The sequence below is a fragment of the Streptomyces sp. NPDC029014 genome (assembly GCF_055564695.1).
Map to the genome: position 1 here is coordinate 35,621 of NZ_JBVHVT010000061.1, position 18,967 is coordinate 54,587.

Consider the following 18,967-nt stretch of genomic DNA (forward strand, 5'->3'; position numbering starts at 1 on the left):
GACACCCGCCGTTCCTCCGAACGGCGCTCGACGGCGACGGGTCACGCGTTCACGGGCCGACGTACTCGAAGACGCCGCCGTGCGGGTGGCGCAGCACCGCACGACGGCCGTTGGGGGTGGGCTGCATCGGCCAGGGCCGGCGGCCGCCGGTTGCGACGCGCCCGTCGGATTCGTCGGGTCGTTCGTCAGCTGCGGCCGGCCCGGTGGCGGGGACCGCGGCGGGACGACCCGCGGGTGACCAGCAGCAGCGCCAGCAGCATCGGTGCGATCAACAGGATCATGGCGGCCACGGTGGTCCGTCCCCTCGCGATCGGTACGTCTCGGACCTGTTCGACGTCTTCTCGTATGGCCGCCCGGCGGTGGCCGAAACTCCCGAGTCGGCAGCCCCACCCTCACGCTGCGGGGCGCTTCGACGTGCAGAGCGGGCGCCGGGCGGGCATGCGCGGGTGGACCTGACAGGCCCGAGAAAGGACGGACACCGTGGTACGACCGAGGATCCTCGTGGTGGGAGCCGGATTCGCCGGGGTCGAGTGCATCCGGCGGCTGGAGCGCAGGCTGTCGCCCTCGGAGGCGGACATCGCTCTGGTCACACCGAATTCCTACCAGCTGTACCTGCCGCTGCTGCCCCAGGTGGCCTCCGGCGTGCTGACCCCGCAGTCCGTCGCCGTCTCGCTGCGCCGCAGCAGCCGCTACCGGACCCGGATCATCCCCGGCGGGGCCGTCGGCGTGGACCACCGGGCGAAGATCTGCGTCGTGCGCACCATCACCGGCGACCTGACGAACCATGCGTACGACCACCTGGTGCTGGCCCCCGGCAGCATCACCCGCACCTTCGACATTCCCGGCCTCACCGAGAACGCCCGGGGCATGAAGACCCTCGCCGAGGCCACGTACCTGCGCGATCACGTCATCTCCCAGCTCGACCTGGCGGACGCGAGCGAGGACGAGGCGGAGCGGGCGGCGCGGCTCTGCTTCGTCGTGGTCGGCGGCGGGTACGCCGGCACGGAGACGGCCGCCTGCCTCCAGCGGCTCACCCACCACGCCGTCAGGCGCTACCCCCGGTTGGATCCCCGGCAGATCACCTGGCACCTCCTCGACCTCGCACCGAAGCTGATGCCCGAACTCGGCGAGGCACTGGGACAGGCGGCCCTGGGCATCCTGCGACGCCGCGGCATCCAGGTCTCCCTCGGCGTCAGCGTCGCCAAGGCGGGAGCCACGGAGGTCACGCTGACCGACGGCAGGGTGCTGCCCACCAGGACCCTGATCTGGACCGCCGGAGTCGCCGCGAGCCCGCTGATCGCCACCCTCGACGCGGAGACCGTCCGCGGGCGGCTGCTGGTGACCCCGGAGATGACCGTGCCCGGTGCGCCCGGGGTGTTCGCGCTGGGAGACGCGGCGGCCGTCCCCGACCTCGCCGCGCAGGACGAGGGTGCGGTGTGCCCTCCCACCGCGCAGCACGCCCTGCGCCAGGGGCGTACGCTCGCGGACAACCTGATCGCGACACTGCGCCACCAGCCGCTGCGGCCGTACGTCCACAAGGACCTGGGCCTCGTCGTCGACCTCGGGGGCACCGACGCGGTGTCCAAGCCGCTGGGCATCCCGCTGCGCGGCCTCCCGGCCCAGGCCGTGGCCCGCGGCTACCACTGGTCCGCGCTGCGCACCAACGTCGCCAAGGCGCGTGTGGCGACCAACTGGCTGCTCAACGCGCTGGCCGGGGACGATTTCGTCCGGATCGGGATCCGGTCCGCCAAGCCGCCGACGCTGCGGGAGTTCGAGTACACCGACGCCTACCTGACCCCCGAGCAGGTCAGGGCCCATACTGCGGCGCTGCGCGCTTCGGGCTGAGGGCTGCTCGGCCGCGCCCCCTCCAGGTCACCCCGGCCAGTGCACGCGCCCGAGATGGATCAGGCGGAGCTGGCTGCGGGCCGTCGCCGTGGCGGCCGTACAGTCCTCACCCCGTAGTGAGGCGGCGAGGAACGCCGAAGCCGTCATGAACATGTGATCCACCAGGAGTCGGGACAGCATCGTCACGTCGGGGGCGTTCCAGCCCGCGCTCACGGGGTCGGCTCCGAGCGCCGCCGCCATCTCGGCGGCCAGGGCGTCGAGTTGCCGGGCGATGGCTTCCCGTACCGCCGGTACCCCGCCGTGGCGCTCGCGGACCAGGAAGCGGACGTGGGCAGGCCGGCCGCGCACCAGTTCCGCGACGAGACGTACCGCGGCGTCGCCGCGCCGTTCGGCGTCGCCGGTCTCGGCGAGGATGCCCCGCACCGTCTCGTGCAGGCTGGCCAGTGCCTCCTCGACCAGCGCGGCCCCCAGCTCGTCCATGCCCCCGAAGTGGCGGTAGAAGGCGGTGGGGGTGACCCCGGCCGCCCGGGTCACCTCCCTGAGTCCGAGACTGCCGAGGCTGCGCTCCTCGAGCTGCGCCAGGGCGGCGTCGAGGAGGGCACGGCGGGTGCGGCGGCGCTGGGTTTCACGGATCCCGGTCGACGGACTCATGACGGGAAGTCAACCTCGTCACAGTCGCCGGGCGCCAGCATAAGGACAACTGAACCGGGCAGTCAGTAGACAACTGTTACCTGAACGGAAGGACGTCTCATGCTCTTCCTCGTAGGTGCGCTGCTGGTCCTCGGCGTCGTCATCGGCACCGCGGCCCACGTCCCCGCGCCGGTCAGCATGGTCGCCGGCTGCGCCATCGCTCTCTGGCTCGCCCTCTTCGCCGTGCGCGAGCGCCTCTGGGGCCACTTCCGGGCCGGACGACCGGACCACGATCGCGGAGGTCTGCGATGAGCCCGCGGACCGAATCCCGCGTGCGCGCCCCTGATCCGGTCCGTGACGCCGACGCGATGGCCGTCACCGCGTTCGTCCTCGGCCTGGTGGGACTGCTCGTGATGAACCTCCTCCTCGGCCCGACGGCCGTCGTCCTGGGCGCCCTCGCCCTGTGGCGGCGGACGAGCAGGCCCGGCCGGGCCCGCCTCGGCATCGCCCTGGGCGCGGCCGACGTGGCGGTCCTCGCCTGCCTCGTCACCGCCGACGGGACCTGGTCGTGGAGCTTGACCTGAGCTCGGTCGCGGCGCGGCCGTGCACCGGCTCCGGGGTGACGTGTCCGGAGACGAGCACCCGGGCGTCCGTCGCCGGCCCGAACGCGGCCGGGCCGGGGCCGCCGCGAGCGATGCCGCGGCCGGCCGTGACCACCGAACACCCGCAGCGCATCGACCGACAGCTGCGCCCGCACGCACCCCCTGACCTGGGCGCGCCTGCGTCGCAGTCTTCGCGAAGGCGGCCCATTCAGCTCACGACGTGCTGCTCCTCGGCGGTTCGGGGCACCGACAACCCCTGGCACCGGGCGGCATTTCCGCGCTCCAGGCTCCGGGGCTGCGGTAGTGAGCGTGATGTCCTGCGGTGCCGCGGAGGAGGCCTTCGCCGAGGTCCTCGGCAACGACCGCGACCGCGACCGGCTGCTGCCGGTGCCCCGGAGCCGCTGCTGCGCCGGGCGCGGTGTGCCGGACCTCGAACCAGTCGGACCAGAGCGAGTCGGTGACCGCCGGGTACTCCCGGACGGCTTCGAGTCTGCGGCGGTAGCCGCTCCAGCGCAGCTCCGCAGGCAGCGGTCCCTCGGGGCCGAGGCCATCGAGCCGAGCCCGTTGCACAGGTCCTCCCGGGTGAGGTTCTGTGCGGGCGGCTCCGCGTCGTACCAGGTGTCCTGCCCGGTCCGTGTGATGCCGCCCTCGGCGAGCGAGCGCCGGGCGATCTCGCATGCGTGTCCGGGACCCGGCGGGCGAGCCCGGCGAGTGCCTCCTGCGGGATGTGGCTGTCCGGCCCGCCCGCCACCACGAGGGTCGGGGCCGTGATCAGGGAGAGGCCCTCCAGCCAGGACGGGTCGGGGCGGTCCAGCTGGGGCCGGACCGCGAGCACCATGGTCCAGTCGAAGGCCAACTCCCCCTCGGGCCGCACGGGAGCGACCGGCTCGCGGGGGAGCGGCGCGGGGGGTCCTCCAGGACCAGCCGGACCACGCGCCACGAGGGCCCAGTCGTCCGCGGTCCCGCCCGGCGCCGGCAGCAGAAGCAGCGGGTCGCCGCCGGTCGGGCCGGCCACCTGGTACGCCGGCCGGATGCCGTTCACCGTGAGGGTGTGGTGCTCTGTCACCATGGCCTGTGTTTTCATGCTGTGTGAGCATCGAAAGCTTCAGGGCTTCCGCGGAGAGGCCAGGCCGCTGGGTCCGGCGGAGGACTGATGACGACCTCGCGGACTGTGTGCGGGTTCTCGCGGATGTTCATCAACGTGATGGCTACCCGGTGAACTGGCCTGACCAGCCTGATGAGTGGCTGTCGAACGCTTCTCTGCTGGGGGCCTGGGTCGCTGGACTTGGCGGCCGCGTCGTCGGCCATGTCAGCTTGTCCGCTAGTGGCGAAGGGGATCTGGCCCCTGATCTGTGGAGCGAACGGAACGGGGTGAGCACGGAGCTGACTGCGGTGGTCAGCCGGTTGTTCGTCGCCCCACATGCGCGGGGGCACGGGGTCGGCGCATTGCTGATCGGCCAAGCCGTGGAGGAAGCACGACGGCGGGGTCTGCATCCGGTGCTCGACGTAGTGGCATCCGATACCGCCGCGGCAGCCCTGTACGAGCGGCTCGGCTGGGAACGGATGGCAACCGTCGAGCAACGATGGAGCCCGTCCCAACTGGTGGCCATCCACTGCTACGCGGCAGCACCGTGATCTGGTGGGTCACAACCATTCGTTGATGGCTGCCACGAGGCGGTCGCCTGGTAGTGGACCGCGAGCTTGTCATATCTCGGGGCCACGGCACGGTGCCTTTTGAGGCGATTGATGCCGGAATAGGCCGCATGGCGGGCCGGGCCTTTAGCCGTCGTGCGTCTGCCAGCGCGGGCCGAACACCGGCGGCAGCTGCCGCCACGTGCAGCCCGAAGTCGCCACGAAGATGATCGCGGCCAATGCCTCGCGGTCACCCGCTCGCCGCCGGCGGCCACCTTGAGGTGACGATCGTCAGCCGTGCGCCATCGGCGCGGCCGGGGCCCTCTCAAGGCGCACGCTTGGTAATGGTTCATGCGTGCGAACGTTGTCAAGAAGTGGCCTTGAGCCTTTATTCCGGGTAAATCAGCCGCTGCCGGTCATGCGTGCAATTCCGTTGCTACGTTCTGCCCGTCGTGACAGCGGCATGAGCCGCCGTCCTTGCAGGGAGGGGTATGCGTGAGCATCGGAGAACGGCGGTCGAGGTGGCGTGGGGTGCCAGGGCGAGCGCAGAGCCGTGAATCGGCCGGCGCCTTCCGCGGGGTGGGGAGAAGGCGTACGGGGGTGGCGGTCGCCAGAGCCAGAATCGCGGCGGTGATCGGAGCGGTCGCGCTGATCGCCACTGCGATGCTCGCCGGTACGGCGGGCACGGCCGCCGCTGCGGAACGGGGGTCGCAGGCCGCGGCAGCCGGGTGGGCCTGCTCCGGGTCGCTCCTTCCGGTCGGATACGTCATCACCGACTACAACCGCAGCGGCTGCAACGGCATGGGCGCCTGGTACCAGCAGCCCGTCTATGACGGCGTGTGGGCTTGCACGGGCTCAACCGTCGCACCCGGGTACGTCCTCACCGACCGCAACCGTATCGGCTGCAACGAGCAGGGTGCGTGGCGCCACGAACGGGTCCGTGACGGCATATGGGCTTGCACGGGCTCAACCGTCGCGCCCGGGTACGTCCTCACCGACCACAACCGTATCGGCTGCAACGAGCAGGGTGCGTGGCGCCACCAACAGGTCCGTGACGGCATATGGGCCTGCTCGGGCTCACTCATCCCGCTCGGTTACCGCACCAGCGACCACAACCCCATCGGCTGTAACGGTCAGGGTGCGTGGTACCTCGTGCGCGCCTGACCAACCCCGATCGCGCAGGCCGGAGGCACCGCGCACCCCGCGGCGCCTCCGGTGCGTGAACCTGGAGCCACTAAGAGGTCGTCGTTGCCATCTGCCCTGGTCGCCTGTGAACCGATTCCCGGAGGGTGGAATGACGGTGCAGATGAGGCGGTAGGCGCGGCTGGGTGTGGTGGCTCTGGAAGGGAGACGGTGGGGCGGGGGCTGCTCGTTCCTGTCCCATTCCGGGATGTCCAGCCTTCCAGGCCGCGTGCTTCCGTCGTCACCGCTGTGCGCCTGGGCGCAAGGAGGCGGGGGAGGCCGATCCGTCGGCTTGCGTGATCGACACCCAGAGCGTCAAGACTTCCACCAGCGCGGATGCCGGGGTGGTCGGCGGCGATCTGGTCCAGCAGCGCGGCGCCGGCCGCGGAGTCCTGCACGCTGGAAGTCCGTGTCGATGGCGGCTACCGCCAGCACCTCGTCGAGCCTGCCGCCACCCCTGGGCATCGACATGCAAATCACCGCCCGCAAGCCCGGGACCAGGGGCTTCACCCCGATCCCGAAGCGGTGGGCGGTCGAGCGGACCTACGGCTGGCAGCTCCAGTCAAGGCGACGGCGGTCGCGTGTGGGCGAACGTGTCGCAGCTCATCAGGAAAGGGTGACAGGGGGTTGTCGCGGACGGCTGTGATGGTGGGCGGCATGATGATCACCGATGAGGACTGCCTCGCCGAGACCCTGGCGTTCAACAAGGCATACGAGGCCACTGCCGCGACCCGTCCGGCTCGTGACGAAACGCCTGACGCGACCGTGCTGGCCACCCTCCGGGGCAACAGGCTCGGCGGTGACACACCCCCGGTGCGGCTGCCGCAGGGCCGAGACCGCGTCATTGCGGACGGGATCACCGCCCGGGTGTTCGTGCCTGACCGCGTCGACGGCGCCTACCTGCACTTCCACGGCGGCGGCTGGACGTTCGGCTCCGCGGACGGGCAGGACGAACGACTGTGGCGTCTCGCCGAGCAGACACGGCTGGCCGTGGTCAGTGTGGACTACCGCCTCGCACCGGAACACCCCTTTCCCGCCGGGCCCGACGACTGCGAAGCAGCCGCCCGGTGGCTGGTGGAGCACGCCGCGACCGAGTTCGGGACCGGGCGCCTGCTGATCGGGGGCGAGTCGGCCGGTGCCCACTTGAGCGTCGTCACGCTGCTGCGCCTGCGCGACCGGCACGGCATCACCGGCGCGTTCCGGGCGGCCCAGCTGCTCTTCGGCCCGTACGACCTGTCGATGACGCCCAGCCAGCGGTCCTTCGGATCGAAGCAGCTGCTGAGCAACACCGACACGCTGCGGCGGACCTACGAGCTGTTCACACCGGGCATGTCGACGGAACAGCGCCGAGACCCCGACGTCTCACCGCTGTTCGCCGACCTGACCGGCCTGCCGCCCGCTCGGATCGTCGTCGGCACCGAGGACCCGCTGCGCGACGACTCACTTTTCCTGGCGGCGCGGTGGCAGGCGGCCGGCGCCCCTGTGCAGCTCGGTGTCGTCGCCGGCGCCATGCACGGCTTCACCCTCTACCCGCTGGCCGTCACCGACCGCGAAGAGCGACGTCAGCGGGAATTCCTCTCCACCGCGGGACGGTAGCGTCGTCGGCATGAACCGAACTGCCCGCCTGTACGCACTGGTCGAAGAGCTGCGTGCGGCGGCGCCACGTCCACGGACGGTCGCGGCGCTCGCCGCGCGCTTCGAGGTGAGCACGCGCACGGTGCAGCGCGACCTACAGGTGCTGATGGAGACCGGTGTCCCGGTGCGCGCGACTCCCGGGCGGGGTGGGGGCTGGTCGGTCGACCCGGAAATGACCCTGCCTCCGATCCACTTCACCCCTGAGGAAGCCTCGGCACTGGCCGTCGCCCTCGCCGCGGCCGACGCCTCCGCCCCGTATGCAGGTGCGGCGCGCGCAGCAGCCCAGAAGATCGCGGTGTCGATGACCGGCACCGCCTCGGCGGCGGTACAGGCACTGGCCACCCGTGTCGTCACGCTTCCCTCGTCGTCGGATCCTGCGGTCCGCGCCGCGGTCGAGCAGGCTCTGACCACTCGCACGGTCCTGCGGCTGTCCTACAACGACGCGGCCGGGCGCGTGAGCGACCGGGCGGTGGACCCGGCCGGACTGCTCACCGCGGACGGCCGGTGGTACCTCATCGCCTGGTGCCGCACGCGGCGGGCCGGACGAGGCTTTCGGTTGGACCGCATCGCAGCGGCGGCGCCGACCACCGAGCAGGCCCACACCCACGACCTGGCCGAGCTGCTGCGCGGCTCGGCCGCGGGTGGCGCGGTGCAGCCCACCACGCTGGCCCCGTTCACGCCCCGACCCGAGAAGCCGACATCACCAACGCGGGAACTTGTCGGTCTTCGACGCCCGCTCGGGTCCACTGCGCGAGAACACGTGGAACCCGTCCGCCGAACAAGAACAACTCCAGCGTCCGGGTGCGCCGAACACGGGACGTGGTCGTGCCGGTGATGGAGTGGCACCCTGGAGGCGGACACCTCTGCGGGCGCTGGCCGAGCGGCGGCGACGTGCCGAGGGCCGGCACTGTGGGGCGTCACCCGTCCTCGGTGGCGAACTGGTCGTCCGGGGCGGCGACCGGCCCCGGGCCGAGCACGTCCGGGCGACCGCGCGGGCGGCTCCCGGTCAGACGAGCAGCGCTCGGATCGGCATCACGAGGTAGAGCGCCGGCAAGCCTATGCAAGCGGCCCCGATGCCGAGGACGTCGTTCCCGGACGCCGTGCCGGACAGGAACGGCAACGCGGCGAGCAATACGCCCGTGACGGCGCAGGCGTGCACGGTCTGGGTGATCGGGGACCACGCCAGTTCCTGGAGGCCGTCGTCCTCCGCCGCGATCGATACCGGGACCATCGCGACCAGGATCAGCAGCAGGACGAATGCCCCGGGAGCGATCCCGCCCGGGGTGAGGCCCCAGTCCCGGTCCAGGTACCGACCCAGGCCCTCGCCGTCGTCCACCACGCCGCCCAGGCTCGGTGCGCTGGGCGCCCAGAGCACCTGGACCCGGCCATCCGGTTTCGGTTCGTAGCGGGTGGAGGCGTCCTCCGCGCGGACGCGGCCGCCCGGCAGGGCCAGCAGCAGCGTGGAGTCGTAGCCGACGACCTCTCCTTCGGAGCGCCGTACCGTGAGGTCGGCCACTTCGGCCACGGAGGCCGGGCCGTACGCCGCCCCGGCCCGCAGCAGGGAGCGGATGTGCTGCGAGCCGTGCGAGTCGCCGAGTCCGGCGAGCGCCACGAAGGAGACCGGGAGCAGCAGCCATACCGCGCTCTGCCGCAGGTAGACCCACCGCACGCCGTCGTAGTGGTAGCCCCGCACCCTGTGCAGCACACCGGGCCGGTGCCGCCGGACACGGTCCGCTCCCTTGGCCAGCGATACCGGGCCTACGGGGTCCTCCTGACAGGGCTCCTCGATCGACACCCAGAAGTACTCGCCCTGGAAGCGCCCGATCCAGAGGGCGACGACCCGGAGCCAGACCAGCCCGATCAGCGTCCAGGCCAGTCCCACCAGACCGGGCACGGGCAGCGGCACGCCGCTGGGCAGCCCCGCCGTCCACAGACTCAGCACGGCGGCCACCACGTAGGCCAGTGCCGCCGAAAGCCGAACGCACCAGACCACCACGGCTCCCCCCGAATGATCGCTAGGGGAAGCCTACGGTGGCACTCGGCGATACGCGACGCCCGAGCTCCCGCCGAAGACCCGGTCCCCGCCCCGGGGTGCGGTTGCGGTCACTACCAGTCGGGACGGTTGAGTGCCAGTGACGCGCGGTGCGCTGCCAGTGCCCGGACCAGCGGATGTCCGAAGCCCAGACCTTCGATGATGTCCGACAGGCGCGTCTCCAGCAGTTCCTGGTGATCGCTCAGGCGCTCCTGCCGCAGGAGCAGCGAGAGCACGCTCACGGCGGCCATCAGGGTTTCGTAGTGGGTGCGCCCGAGGCTGCGGTCCGCCTCCGCCAGGGCTTCCTCGGCCACCGCCAGGGCCGCGTCGGCATCTCCACCCGCCTCCAGCGCGTACGCCATCCGGTAGCCGGCGGAGACCATGAGCGGATGTCCGGGGCCCAGGGCGGCCCGGCCCCGTTCGACGGCCTCACGGAAGGCGGTGACGGCCTCGTCGTGGCGGCCCTGGTCGCGCAGGGCCGTGGCGCGTTCGACGAGCGCGGCGACGGCCTCCTGGGTGGGCTCGTGGGACGAGACGGCGAACCGGGCGATCCGCTCCTCGACCTCCGTGAGCTCGGCGGCCCGGTCCGTGTCGTCGCGGTCCCTGAGGGCCCGGAAGAGGCTCGCGCGCACCACGATGGTGTCCGTGTCGTCCTGACCGAGGGCCGCCTCGAACTCGGGAAGCACCGCCTCCCACAGGGCGACGGCCTCGTCGCGGCGCCCTGCTCGCAGGGCGATGACGGCGAGGTTGTTGCGGGCCATCAGGGTGAGCCGGTGGGCGGGCCCGAGCACCTTGGTGCGGTGGGCGACGACACCCTCCACGATCCGCGTGGCCTTCTCGTACTCGCCGAGGGTCAGGCGGATGCCGCCGAGGTTGTTCCAGGCCGTCCACACGTCGGGGTGGTCCGGTCCGAGCTGCGCGGTGCGGGCCGCGATGACCTTCTCCAACAGTCGTGCGCCTCTGCGGTGTTCGCCGGCCTGGTCGTACACGGAGGCCAGGTTGGCCCGTACCGACAGGGTTTTGGGCGAATCCGGTCCCATGTGCATCTCGGCGGTTCGGGCGACCCGCTCGGCCAGGGGGAGGGCGGCCGACCCCATGTGGTTGTTGAGCAGCAGTACGACCGCCCGGCCGAGGAAGGTGGCTCCGTCCGGAGTGTCGTCCTCGGGGCGGGTCAGGGCGGTCCACCGGGTGAGGTGGGGCAGCAGGTACAGGCAGCGTGCGGTCTCCCCGAAGGAGCCGGGTTCGCCCAGGTGGCTCCGGAGGATGCCGAGCGCCAGGTCGCGGCCCTCGCCGCCGAGAGCGGCGTGGATCTCCCGTCGGGCGGCCTCGGGAAGCGTGAGGCGGCCGTCCGGCCGGGATTCGAGCAACCCGGCCGCGGCGAGGGAGGACAGCTCGGCGGGGTCCGGTGGGCCGGCGGGTCCGGAGAGCAGGTCGAGGGGGATCGGGTCGCCGTCGAGCCAGGACGCCACGACCAGCAGGTGGCGGGCTCCGGCGCTGAGCTCGGCCGGTCCCAGGGTCGGTCCCGGGGGCAGCTCCCCGGGTGGGCGGCCCGGCTGAGGTTCCCCGGGCGGGCGGCCGGCTGCCGGGTTCGGTTCGGTCATGGGTCAGGCCCCCGTGTGGATGTACGACGCCCAGATGGTGGGTGTGGCGGGGTAGGCGGCACGCAGTTCCCGTACCGCCGCATGGAGGGCGAACGCGGCCTCGTCGGTGCGCGGCGGACGGGCCCCGGAGGCTGTGAGGTGGGCGTAGAAGGCGCGGGAGACCTCGCCCGCGGTGGCGTCGCTGACGGGCCAGAGAGCGCCGGTGACATGGCGGAAGCCGGCGAGCTGGAAGGCGCCGGTCAGGTGCAGGGCCTCGTTGGTCAGATCGGGGCTGATCTCGGAGGTGCTGCAGGCGGACAGCATGGCGAGCTGGCGTCCGGGCAGGTACAGGGCGGCGAGTTCGGCGACGGTCAGGGGTGTGCTCTCGTGGTCGGCGAGCAGCAGGCGGCTGGTGCCGGGGGCGTGGACGTCGGTCATGGCGTGGCAGGCCAGGTGCACCGCGTCGTGGTCGGCGAGCGCGGTGAGGACGGCCTCCCTGGTGGCCTCGGCCCCGGCGATGACGGTGGCACCGGGCAACAGGGCGCGCAGGGCGGCCACTTCCGCCGTGACACCGCGCAGCGGGGAGGCGCCGGGCGCCTCCGGCTGGGCCACGATCAGGGTACGGGGGTGCGCGGGGGCGCCGGGCATGCGGCGTACGTAGGCCAGGGCGCGTAGGCTCGCGGTGTACGACGAGACCGCCCGGTCCAGCACCCCGTCGCCGGTCGGGGGTCCGGCGGCGTGCCAGGGCAGGTAGCTGAGGAACCCGACCGGGCACCACCACAGGCGGGGCCAGTGGCCGCTCTGCGGGGTTCCGGTGAGACCGAGTGCTTCGAGGACGGGCCCGGCGGCGGCCGTCCAGAGCCAGGCGAGGGTGTCGCGCACCTCGGCCTGCGCGCTCTGGCGCACGCGCAGGGGATAGGCGTCCGAGGTGGCGAAGTGGCGGGCGGTGAGGAAGGTGAGGACCCTCTCGTGGGCCGACTGTCGTTCCAGGCCGGGGAGTTCGAGGACTTCCACGGGCCGGGCGGGGTTGCCGGTGAGGAGGAAGGCGTAGCCGCCGGAGCGGACGGAGGCGACGAGGACCAGCGGGCCGTCGGCGGCGAGTGCCGTGAGGTCGGGGGCGTCGTCCGCCGGTTCCTCACCGCGCAACCGCGACCAGTGATCGGTCAGGCGGGCGCGTTCGGCGGCCAGTTCGCGGTCGAGTGCGCGGCGCTGTGCGAAGTCCTCGGCGGCCGCGGCCCGGTCCTGTGCGTCAAGGGCCCGTAACCGTGCGTCGATCAGGCGGAGTTCCTTCGCGCGCTCGGGATCGAGGTCGTGGAGGTCTCGCCGGATGTCCATGGCGTCCTCGGACAGCAGGCCCCGGCTGCGTTCGAGCAGGGTGACCAGGCGCTCCGGGGCGTCGGCGGCCAGCCCGGTGGCGATGATGCGTTCCGTGAGCCGGGAGAAGTTGCGCAGGGCGTGTTCGCGGTCGTTCCACAGCGGCCCCGAGGCGACGGTCCGGCGCAGCATGTCGACGGTCTTCGCCAGGTGCTCCAGGGCGTCCGGCGCGGTGATGTCGGTGGCGTCCAGTTGGCGCAGGGCCGCGAGCATGCGCACGTCGGTCCGGCCGCCCTGGCTGTCCCGGGCGCGGGTGAATCCGGCAGCGGCTGCCGCCCTCAGCTCCCCGGCCGCCACCGGGTCGGTTTCGAGGGCGGCCAGGTGGTCGAGTGCGTGGGCGCGTTCGATCTCCGCCGCGACGAGGGCGGCGCGGACGGCGTGATCGCCGAGGGCCAGCGCCCTGTCCGCCAGGGCGACAGCGGTGCGCAGCCGCCCGGGGTCGGCCTCGGCGCGGCCCAGCAGCCGCTGGGCGCGGGCGAACTCGTTGAGGACGAAGGACTCCGCGTAGTCGCCCGGCGTCACCAGGGCCAGGGCGCTCGCCCCCACGCTCACGGCCTCCTCCAGAGAGCTCAACGGCTCGTCGGGGATCAGCACCCACGCATCGGTGAGCATGGACAGCAGACCGCAGAGCACGGTGACCCGGCGAACCGGGACGCCCACCGGCGCGAGAACACGGCGCCGGACCTCCGGCAGTGCGGCGACGCGGCGCTGGGCGTTCAGCGCCTCGCGCAGAAGCCCCGGATCGCGCGTCCGGCTGGCGTAGCGGTGCAGGATCATCGCCTGGGCGGTGACGAGTCCGGCGTGCTCGGCATGCTCCTCCGGGGCGAGGGCCTCGACCGCGCTCCTGCTCGCGTACACCGCCTCCCGTTGGGCTTCCAGGTCTCCGGTGAGTTCGAAGAGCACGTTGTGGGCCGTGGCCAGGTTGGCGCGGGCGACGGGTTCCTCCAAGCGCTCGGCGACCGCCGCGTGATCGAGTGCCGTGCGGGCCAGCGCGATGGCCTCGCGGGCGGCGGGCACGTCCTGGGTGCGCTGGGCGAGCAGCCGCAGGGCGCTGGAGGCGTTGTTGGCAGCCTCTCCGAGGGCCTCCGGGTCGTCGGAGACGGTCAGCACCCGGCGGCACAGGGCGACGGACTCGCGCAGCCCGGCCAGGTCGAAGTGCTCCTCGGCCTGCTGCTGCCGGATGACGCTCAGCACGCGCAGCAGCGGTACGTCGGCGGGCCGGTCGGGGCCGGGGTGGTCCAGCGTCGTCGCACAGAGCGCGGCCAGCCGCTCGTACGCCGGCGGATCGTGCCGACGCAGGAGCATCCCCAAGGCCGCGTCGAGGTTGTTCACCGCGATCTCCCCGGCGCGCTCGGCCGCCGCGTGGAGCAGCGCGACCGCCTCGAACAGGGGCTCCTCGTCGTCCACCAGTCCGGCGAGGACCGCCAGCGCGCCGCCGAGGTTGACGCTGTGGCCGCCGTCCTCGTCCTCGCCCAGGGCGAGAGCCGCACGAAAGCAGCGGACCGCCAGCTCGGCGGCCGGCCGGTCCTCCAGCCGCCGGGCCAGTTCCAGGGCGGCCAGGCCGGTGTTGGCGAGGGTGAGCCCGCGCGCCGGGTCGCCGGGCGGCAGCTCGCGCAGGGCCGCCCGGCCCACTTCGACGGCCTCGCGGCACACGGCGAGGTCGCCGGTGGCCGCCCGGTACAGGCTGAGCAGGGTCGCCGTACCGGTCAGCACCTGCGCCAGGAGCGGATGGGACGCCCCGGCGGACAGGCGGGCCAGCCGCAGCAGTGCCAGCGCGAGCGAGAGGCAGGCCAGGCCGACCCGGTCGTCGTCGGAGGCGAGATACAGCCGCGTGGGATCCTTGTGCAGCTCCCACCACACGTGGGGGTCGGTGGTGAAGCCGGTGTCCGCCGAGAAGTGTTCCCACGGATCGTGGCCGTCGGCGTAGAACGCCCGCACGCGGCCCGGGACCAGGTGGGGTGCGCTGGCGTAGACCGGGCCGAGCAACTGCGCGGCGGCCACCATCTCCACCAGTCGCCGTTCGGGCCGCTGCCGCATCGCGCGGTGGAAGAACAGCAGCCCGGCCGCGACGAGGGCCTCCAGGTCGAGGCCCTGTGGGCGGCGATGGGACAGCAGACCGACCACCTCGCTCAGCGCCTCCCGGGACAGGACGTCCCCGTCTTCCCTGCGCTCCGCGGCCCTGACCCTCGCCCGGACGCTCTTCAGCAACTGCGCGCGCACGACCCCACCCACCGATCCACGGAGTGACTGAAATCTCAAATTACCGTCGTTAGAATGGAGATGTGGCGAATCGCGCGAGTCCCGCACTCAGTCAAGAAGCCCTGGTCGAGCTCGCCGAGCGAGTGGAGCGCCTGTGCCGTGAACACGGCCGCGGCGGACAGCTGATGGCCCTGCTGGAAGAGGCCGGCGCCGAGGACCTGCTCGACGAGGCGGTCGCCCTGGCCACGTCCGCCGACTACGCACCCACGCTGATGCGGCAGGTTCTCGACGCGATCGAGCGGGCGCTCGCGGCACAGGGCGTGCACGGACTGACCCGCCCCGACCGTGCGTTCAGCGCACTGCCCGGCGTACGGAGCGGTACCGGTGGGACGACGTCGGCGCATGTCTGCCCGCTGTCCCGGTGCACGCGCGGCGAGGCCGAGCGGAGCCGGTGCGCGCTGGCGGACCGGCCGTTGGAGGCCATACCGCTCGACGGGTCGGAGCGCGGGCGGCCGTGACCACGCTGCTGCAGGAGTTGTCGAAGAAGGCGGCCGAACGCTGGGCGGCGCTCCTGCTGGGGCCGGGCCTGCTCTTCGTCGCCTGTCTGCTCCTTGCGCACCACCAGCGGTTCGGCCATGCCCTCGACCTCGCGTACCTGCGGGCGTACGTACGGGCCCTCGCCACGGACAAGGCGAACCAGGAGCCCGCCGGTCTGTTCGTGATGGCGGCCCTGGTCCTGCTCGGTTCTGCGGTCGCCGGACTGCTCGCGGCCTCGGCGGGCCGGTTCGTCGAACGGTGCCGGCTTCCCGAGCGCCCCTGGTGGTACGTCGCTGCCCTGACCAGATGGCGGGCCTGGCGGTGGGACCGTGCCGACGCGGCCCTCGCGCGTGCCGTGACCAAGGCCGGACAGGCACTGGCGCGGGATCGGCTGCAGGGCGTGACCACGGTACGGCGCTTCCCCGCCGTCGAGCGGCGACAGGCCCGGCGGGACCGGATCTCCGGGACACGGCCGGTGAAGCCCACCTGGCCGGCCCAACGGATGACGCGCGCCGCGGATCGCGTACGCCGCCGCTACGGCGTGGACCTCGCCGAAGTCTGGCCGCACGCGTGGTCGCTGGCGGGCAGCGAACTGCGCGGCGACATCCAGACGGTTCGGGACGGTTTCGCGGCGTCGGCCCGGCTGACCGCCTGGGCCTGGGGGTACGCGGCGATCGCGGTCGGCACCGGCTGGTGGCCCGCGGCGCTGCTGGCCGCGGTACTGCTCCCGGTGGCCGGGCGACGGGGACGTGAGGCCGTCGACGCGCTGGCCACGCTGGCCGAGAGCGCCGTGGACCTGCACGTACGGGACGTGGCCGAGCACCTGGGCGTGGCCTGCCCCGATGCTTTCGGGCCGACCACGGCCGCCGCGGTCAACACGATCCTCCGGGCCTGAGGCAGCGACTTCGGAGCGGCCCCTGTTTCCGGTGGCCCGGTGGCCCGGTGGCCCGGTGGCCCGGTGGTAGGGAGCGGAGCGCGGCGAGCTCGGCCTCCTGCGCGTCCTGGCCGGGCTCCCACACCATCCCGGCCTCCGGCGCGCGACCGGCACCGCCGTCGCCGGTGCCGCGCCACGCCCCGGCCGCGCGCCGCCTCATCGACGAAGAGATCCTGGAGGTAGCAGCTGTCTTCCGTCCAGAACGTCCGGTGGAACAGATAGTGCGCGATGCCGATCAGCTTCCCGTTCGACCAAGCGCCGATGCCGTGGAACTGCGTGCGGCTCCGTAGCCGCTGCCAGGTCTCCTCGTACCCCTCGTCCGGCACCGTGGTGCGGTAGTACGCCTTGTCACCGCGCGCCAACACCGCCCAGGCGGCGCGAACTTCCTCGCGCAACGAACCAATGCTGATCACGGCTGTCCTCCCTCGCTCGCGTGCACGCGACCGATCTGCCGACCGAGGTCCACCTCGGCATCACCCACACGCGCGGTTGCCTCGCCACTCGCCGGGTGGCTGCCGTCAATGCGCCAAGCCGCGCCCGGTCGGCGACCACCTCATCCGGCGAAACCGGCCGGCCGTCGAGCGAGCGAATCGCGTCGGCTCGCGCCCGGGACACCGTGGGGACGCCGTCCAGCAACGTACCGGCCATGGCGAAGGCAACTGCACCCATGGCGCACGATCCTGGCCGCTACGCCCCGTTCCACGCCAGGGCCAACTGCCGAGCACTGGCCCCCATTCAGTGGTGCCGTACCACGGCAGGCCAGGGCATGCGGACCGCTACGTCGTCGTGTTCGACGTGCTGCGGTAGGACGGCCAGGAACTGGCTACCCACCCGGCTGCCGGGAGCCGCAGCATCAACGCCGGCGCGCCGGCGGAGCGCTCGGCAGTGATGCCGTGGTGGAGGAGGTCTCGGCCTGGGGAGTGCGGATGCCTGCTCGCTATCGCCGGCTGGCGAAACGGAAGTCCGTGCGCAGAGCGTCTTACCGGCCGTTCTGTAGAGGGCGGGAGTGGTGACGGCCCTGGCGGCGGTGGCTAACCGGGTGAGCGGCCGTAACGGCGGGTGGCGCGGATCGTGCGGTCTGTCGGGTGGGTGCGAGTTGCTTCCAGCACGGCCCGGAAGCAGAAACAGAGGACGCTGCCGCTACGCATTCCCACGATGAGCAGGGCCGGAAGCATGACGGGTTATCGCCTGTTCGACAGCGTGGCCGATTCTGGAGTCACGGTGTTGCCGGGGAGTTGGCACAGAGACATGATCGCTTTCCGTGCAAGCCGATCCTGATTCGGAGTCGGCGTGTGATGCGCCATGCGCCAACCCCTTCCATGACATGCGAAGGGGCGGCCGATTCTCGTTTTGGCCGGCGGCGAACTCACCGCTATCGCGGTTCCACCACAAGGGAGTTGTGAATTGATGCAAAAACGTCGGGTGTCTCTCGCCCTCACCACGGTGGGCGTGGTCATGTGCACCACCGCGTTCTTGCCATCGGTCAGTCTGGCCGTCGGCCGCGACGGTGGGGAGAAGGAGGATTCCTACGCCGCGAGGCACGACCTGACGGTGGACGACGTCAGTCAGATCAACGCTCTGAACGAGAGGGCCTTGGACCTGGCTCAGCCCGGCAAGCCCCCGCGCCCCTTACCGCCGGGTGCCGTCGAGTCCCTCAGGCCCTCCGCCTCGGCCGACGACCGGGTGACCCCTCCGGCCGAGCCCCTCGACAGGATGCCTGACGCGTACCGGGCCTACGGAGGCAGGGCCACTACAGACGTCAGCAACTACATACGCAAGTGGCAGCAGGCCTACAGCCACCGCGACGGCAAGGCGCGGCAGATGACCGAAGCGCAGCGAGAACAGCTGTCCTACGGTTGTGTCGGAGTCACCTGGGTCAACTCGGGGCCCTACCCGACGAACAAGTTGGCGTTCGCCTCGTTCGACGAGAACAAGTACAACAGTGGCCTGAGGAACAACAGTCCCCGGCCCGGCGAGACGCGGGCAGAATTCGAAGGGCGCATCGCGAAGGGAAGCTTCGACGAGACGAAGGGCTTCAAACGAGCTCGTGATGTGGCAGGCGTCATGAACAAGGCCCTGGAAAATGCGCACGACGTGGGGGCCTACGTGAACAATCTCAAGGCGGAGCTCGCCAGGAGCAACGACCCACTGCTTCACGAGGACGGCCGTTCGACCTTCTACTCGGCTCTCAGCAGTACGCCGTCCTTCAGGGAGCGTGACGGGGGGAACTTCGACCCGTCCAGGATGAAGGCGGTCGTCTACTCGAAGCACTTCTGGAGCGGGCAGGATCCGAGGAGCTCCTCCGACAAGCGCAAGTACGGCGACCCGGAGGCCTTCCGCCCGGACCAGGGAACCGGCCTGGTCGACATGTCGGGGGACAGGAACGTGTCGCGCAGTCCTGCCAAGCCGGGCGAAGGGTATGTCAACTTCGACTACGGCTGGTTCGGCGATCAGACGGAACCGGATCCCAAGAAGACGGTATGGACCCACGCCAACCACTACCACTCGCCCGGTGGGGCCATGGGTCCGATGCAGGTGTACGAGAGCACCTTCCCGAACTGGTCGGCCGGGTACTCGGACTTCGATCGCGGTGCCTACGTGATCACGTTCATACCGAAGAGCTGGAACACCGCCCCCGCCAAGGTGAAGCAGGGCTGGCCGTAACAGTCACGGCCGGGAGCCCGTCCTCCGGGCGCGCCCGTGGGGGGGGGGGGGGGGGGGGGGGGGGGAGAAGGGGGGGGGGGGGGGGGGGGGGGGGGGGGGGGGGGGGGGGGGGGGGGGGGGG

The 18,967-nt window shown here is 72.1% G+C and carries 15 protein-coding genes and 3 pseudogenes; 11 read left to right on the plus strand and 7 right to left on the minus strand.

Going from position 1 to position 18,967, the window contains the following annotated elements; genetic code table 11:
• The first annotated feature begins 480 nt into the window (after positions 1 to 480).
• The gene (locus ACZ4VL_RS28540; RefSeq protein ID WP_468205358.1) at positions 481 to 1,845 is read left to right on the plus strand and encodes an NAD(P)/FAD-dependent oxidoreductase; all 1,365 of its coding nucleotides are present in this window, start codon (positions 481 to 483) and stop codon (positions 1,843 to 1,845) included.
• Positions 1,846 to 1,872: 27 nt separating this feature from the next.
• On the opposite strand, the gene ACZ4VL_RS28545 is transcribed toward ACZ4VL_RS28540, so the two are convergent.
• On the minus strand, positions 1,873 to 2,496 hold the full coding sequence (locus ACZ4VL_RS28545; RefSeq protein WP_468205361.1) for a TetR family transcriptional regulator: 624 nt from the start codon (positions 2,494 to 2,496) through the stop codon (positions 1,873 to 1,875).
• Positions 2,497 to 2,595: 99 nt separating this feature from the next.
• On the opposite strand from ACZ4VL_RS28545, the gene ACZ4VL_RS28550 reads away from it, so the two are divergent.
• On the plus strand, positions 2,596 to 2,787 hold the full coding sequence (locus tag ACZ4VL_RS28550; RefSeq protein ID WP_468205363.1) for a hypothetical protein: 192 nt from the start codon (positions 2,596 to 2,598) through the stop codon (positions 2,785 to 2,787).
• A complete protein-coding gene (locus ACZ4VL_RS28555; RefSeq protein ID WP_468205364.1) occupies positions 2,784 to 3,059 on the plus strand; it encodes a DUF4190 domain-containing protein in 276 nt (91 codons plus the stop codon). Before ACZ4VL_RS28550 ends, ACZ4VL_RS28555 begins: the two co-directional genes overlap by 4 nt.
• A gap of 231 nt (positions 3,060 to 3,290) precedes the next feature.
• Here ACZ4VL_RS28555 and ACZ4VL_RS28560 read toward each other — a convergent pair whose 3' ends face one another.
• Positions 3,291 to 3,647 (minus strand): hypothetical protein, encoded by a 357-nt coding sequence (locus tag ACZ4VL_RS28560; protein WP_468205366.1) that lies wholly within the window; start codon positions 3,645 to 3,647, stop codon positions 3,291 to 3,293.
• Positions 3,648 to 4,250: 603 nt separating this feature from the next.
• Between ACZ4VL_RS28560 and ACZ4VL_RS28565 the strand changes: the two genes are divergently transcribed.
• Positions 4,251 to 4,712 (plus strand): GNAT family N-acetyltransferase, encoded by a 462-nt coding sequence (locus tag ACZ4VL_RS28565; RefSeq protein ID WP_468205400.1) that lies wholly within the window; start codon positions 4,251 to 4,253, stop codon positions 4,710 to 4,712.
• A 144-nt stretch (positions 4,713 to 4,856) separates the two neighbouring features.
• Here ACZ4VL_RS28565 and ACZ4VL_RS28570 read toward each other — a convergent pair.
• Positions 4,857 to 4,991: pseudogene (locus ACZ4VL_RS28570) on the minus strand (transposase); the annotation flags it as partial.
• A gap of 348 nt (positions 4,992 to 5,339) precedes the next feature.
• Here ACZ4VL_RS28570 and ACZ4VL_RS28575 point away from each other — a divergent pair.
• The 4 genes and pseudogenes from ACZ4VL_RS28575 (at position 5,340) to ACZ4VL_RS28590 (ending at position 8,361) form a co-directional block, all read left to right on the plus strand.
• The gene (locus ACZ4VL_RS28575; protein WP_468205369.1) at positions 5,340 to 5,873 is read left to right on the plus strand and encodes a hypothetical protein; all 534 of its coding nucleotides are present in this window, start codon (positions 5,340 to 5,342) and stop codon (positions 5,871 to 5,873) included.
• A gap of 281 nt (positions 5,874 to 6,154) precedes the next feature.
• Positions 6,155 to 6,510 (plus strand): annotated as a pseudogene (locus ACZ4VL_RS28580) (IS5 family transposase); the annotation flags it as partial.
• Positions 6,511 to 6,548: 38 nt separating this feature from the next.
• On the plus strand, positions 6,549 to 7,487 hold the full coding sequence (locus ACZ4VL_RS28585) for an alpha/beta hydrolase (protein WP_468205371.1): 939 nt from the start codon (positions 6,549 to 6,551) through the stop codon (positions 7,485 to 7,487).
• Between the two features lie 10 nt (positions 7,488 to 7,497).
• A complete protein-coding gene (locus ACZ4VL_RS28590) occupies positions 7,498 to 8,361 on the plus strand; it encodes a helix-turn-helix transcriptional regulator (protein WP_468205374.1) in 864 nt (287 codons plus the stop codon).
• Between the two features lie 171 nt (positions 8,362 to 8,532).
• On the opposite strand, the gene ACZ4VL_RS28595 is transcribed toward ACZ4VL_RS28590, so the two are convergent.
• From ACZ4VL_RS28595 to ACZ4VL_RS28605, 3 genes are all read right to left on the minus strand, one after another.
• Complete coding sequence (locus tag ACZ4VL_RS28595; protein WP_468205376.1) at positions 8,533 to 9,519, minus strand: hypothetical protein; 987 nt, start codon at positions 9,517 to 9,519, stop codon at positions 8,533 to 8,535.
• 113 nt (positions 9,520 to 9,632) lie between these two features.
• A complete protein-coding gene (locus tag ACZ4VL_RS28600; protein ID WP_468205379.1) occupies positions 9,633 to 11,159 on the minus strand; it encodes a tetratricopeptide repeat protein in 1,527 nt (508 codons plus the stop codon).
• Positions 11,160 to 11,162: 3 nt separating this feature from the next.
• On the minus strand, positions 11,163 to 14,732 hold the full coding sequence (locus tag ACZ4VL_RS28605; RefSeq protein ID WP_468205383.1) for a CHAT domain-containing protein: 3,570 nt from the start codon (positions 14,730 to 14,732) through the stop codon (positions 11,163 to 11,165).
• A gap of 62 nt (positions 14,733 to 14,794) precedes the next feature.
• Between ACZ4VL_RS28605 and ACZ4VL_RS28610 the strand changes: the two genes are divergently transcribed.
• Both ACZ4VL_RS28610 and ACZ4VL_RS28615 read left to right on the plus strand, forming a co-directional pair.
• Positions 14,795 to 15,229, plus strand: a complete 435-nt coding sequence (locus ACZ4VL_RS28610) for a hypothetical protein (RefSeq protein ID WP_468205386.1) — start codon at positions 14,795 to 14,797, stop codon at positions 15,227 to 15,229.
• Complete coding sequence (locus tag ACZ4VL_RS28615) at positions 15,226 to 16,143, plus strand: hypothetical protein (RefSeq protein ID WP_468205403.1); 918 nt, start codon at positions 15,226 to 15,228, stop codon at positions 16,141 to 16,143. The genes ACZ4VL_RS28610 and ACZ4VL_RS28615 overlap by 4 nt, the downstream gene beginning before the upstream one ends.
• 176 nt (positions 16,144 to 16,319) lie before the next feature.
• Here ACZ4VL_RS28615 and ACZ4VL_RS28620 read toward each other — a convergent pair.
• Positions 16,320 to 16,595: pseudogene (locus tag ACZ4VL_RS28620) on the minus strand (GNAT family N-acetyltransferase); the annotation flags it as partial.
• Positions 16,596 to 17,589: 994 nt separating this feature from the next.
• On the opposite strand from ACZ4VL_RS28620, the gene ACZ4VL_RS28625 reads away from it, so the two are divergent.
• Positions 17,590 to 18,846 (plus strand): protein-glutamine gamma-glutamyltransferase, encoded by a 1,257-nt coding sequence (locus ACZ4VL_RS28625; protein WP_468205388.1) that lies wholly within the window; start codon positions 17,590 to 17,592, stop codon positions 18,844 to 18,846.
• The last annotated feature ends 121 nt before the right edge of the window (positions 18,847 to 18,967 follow it).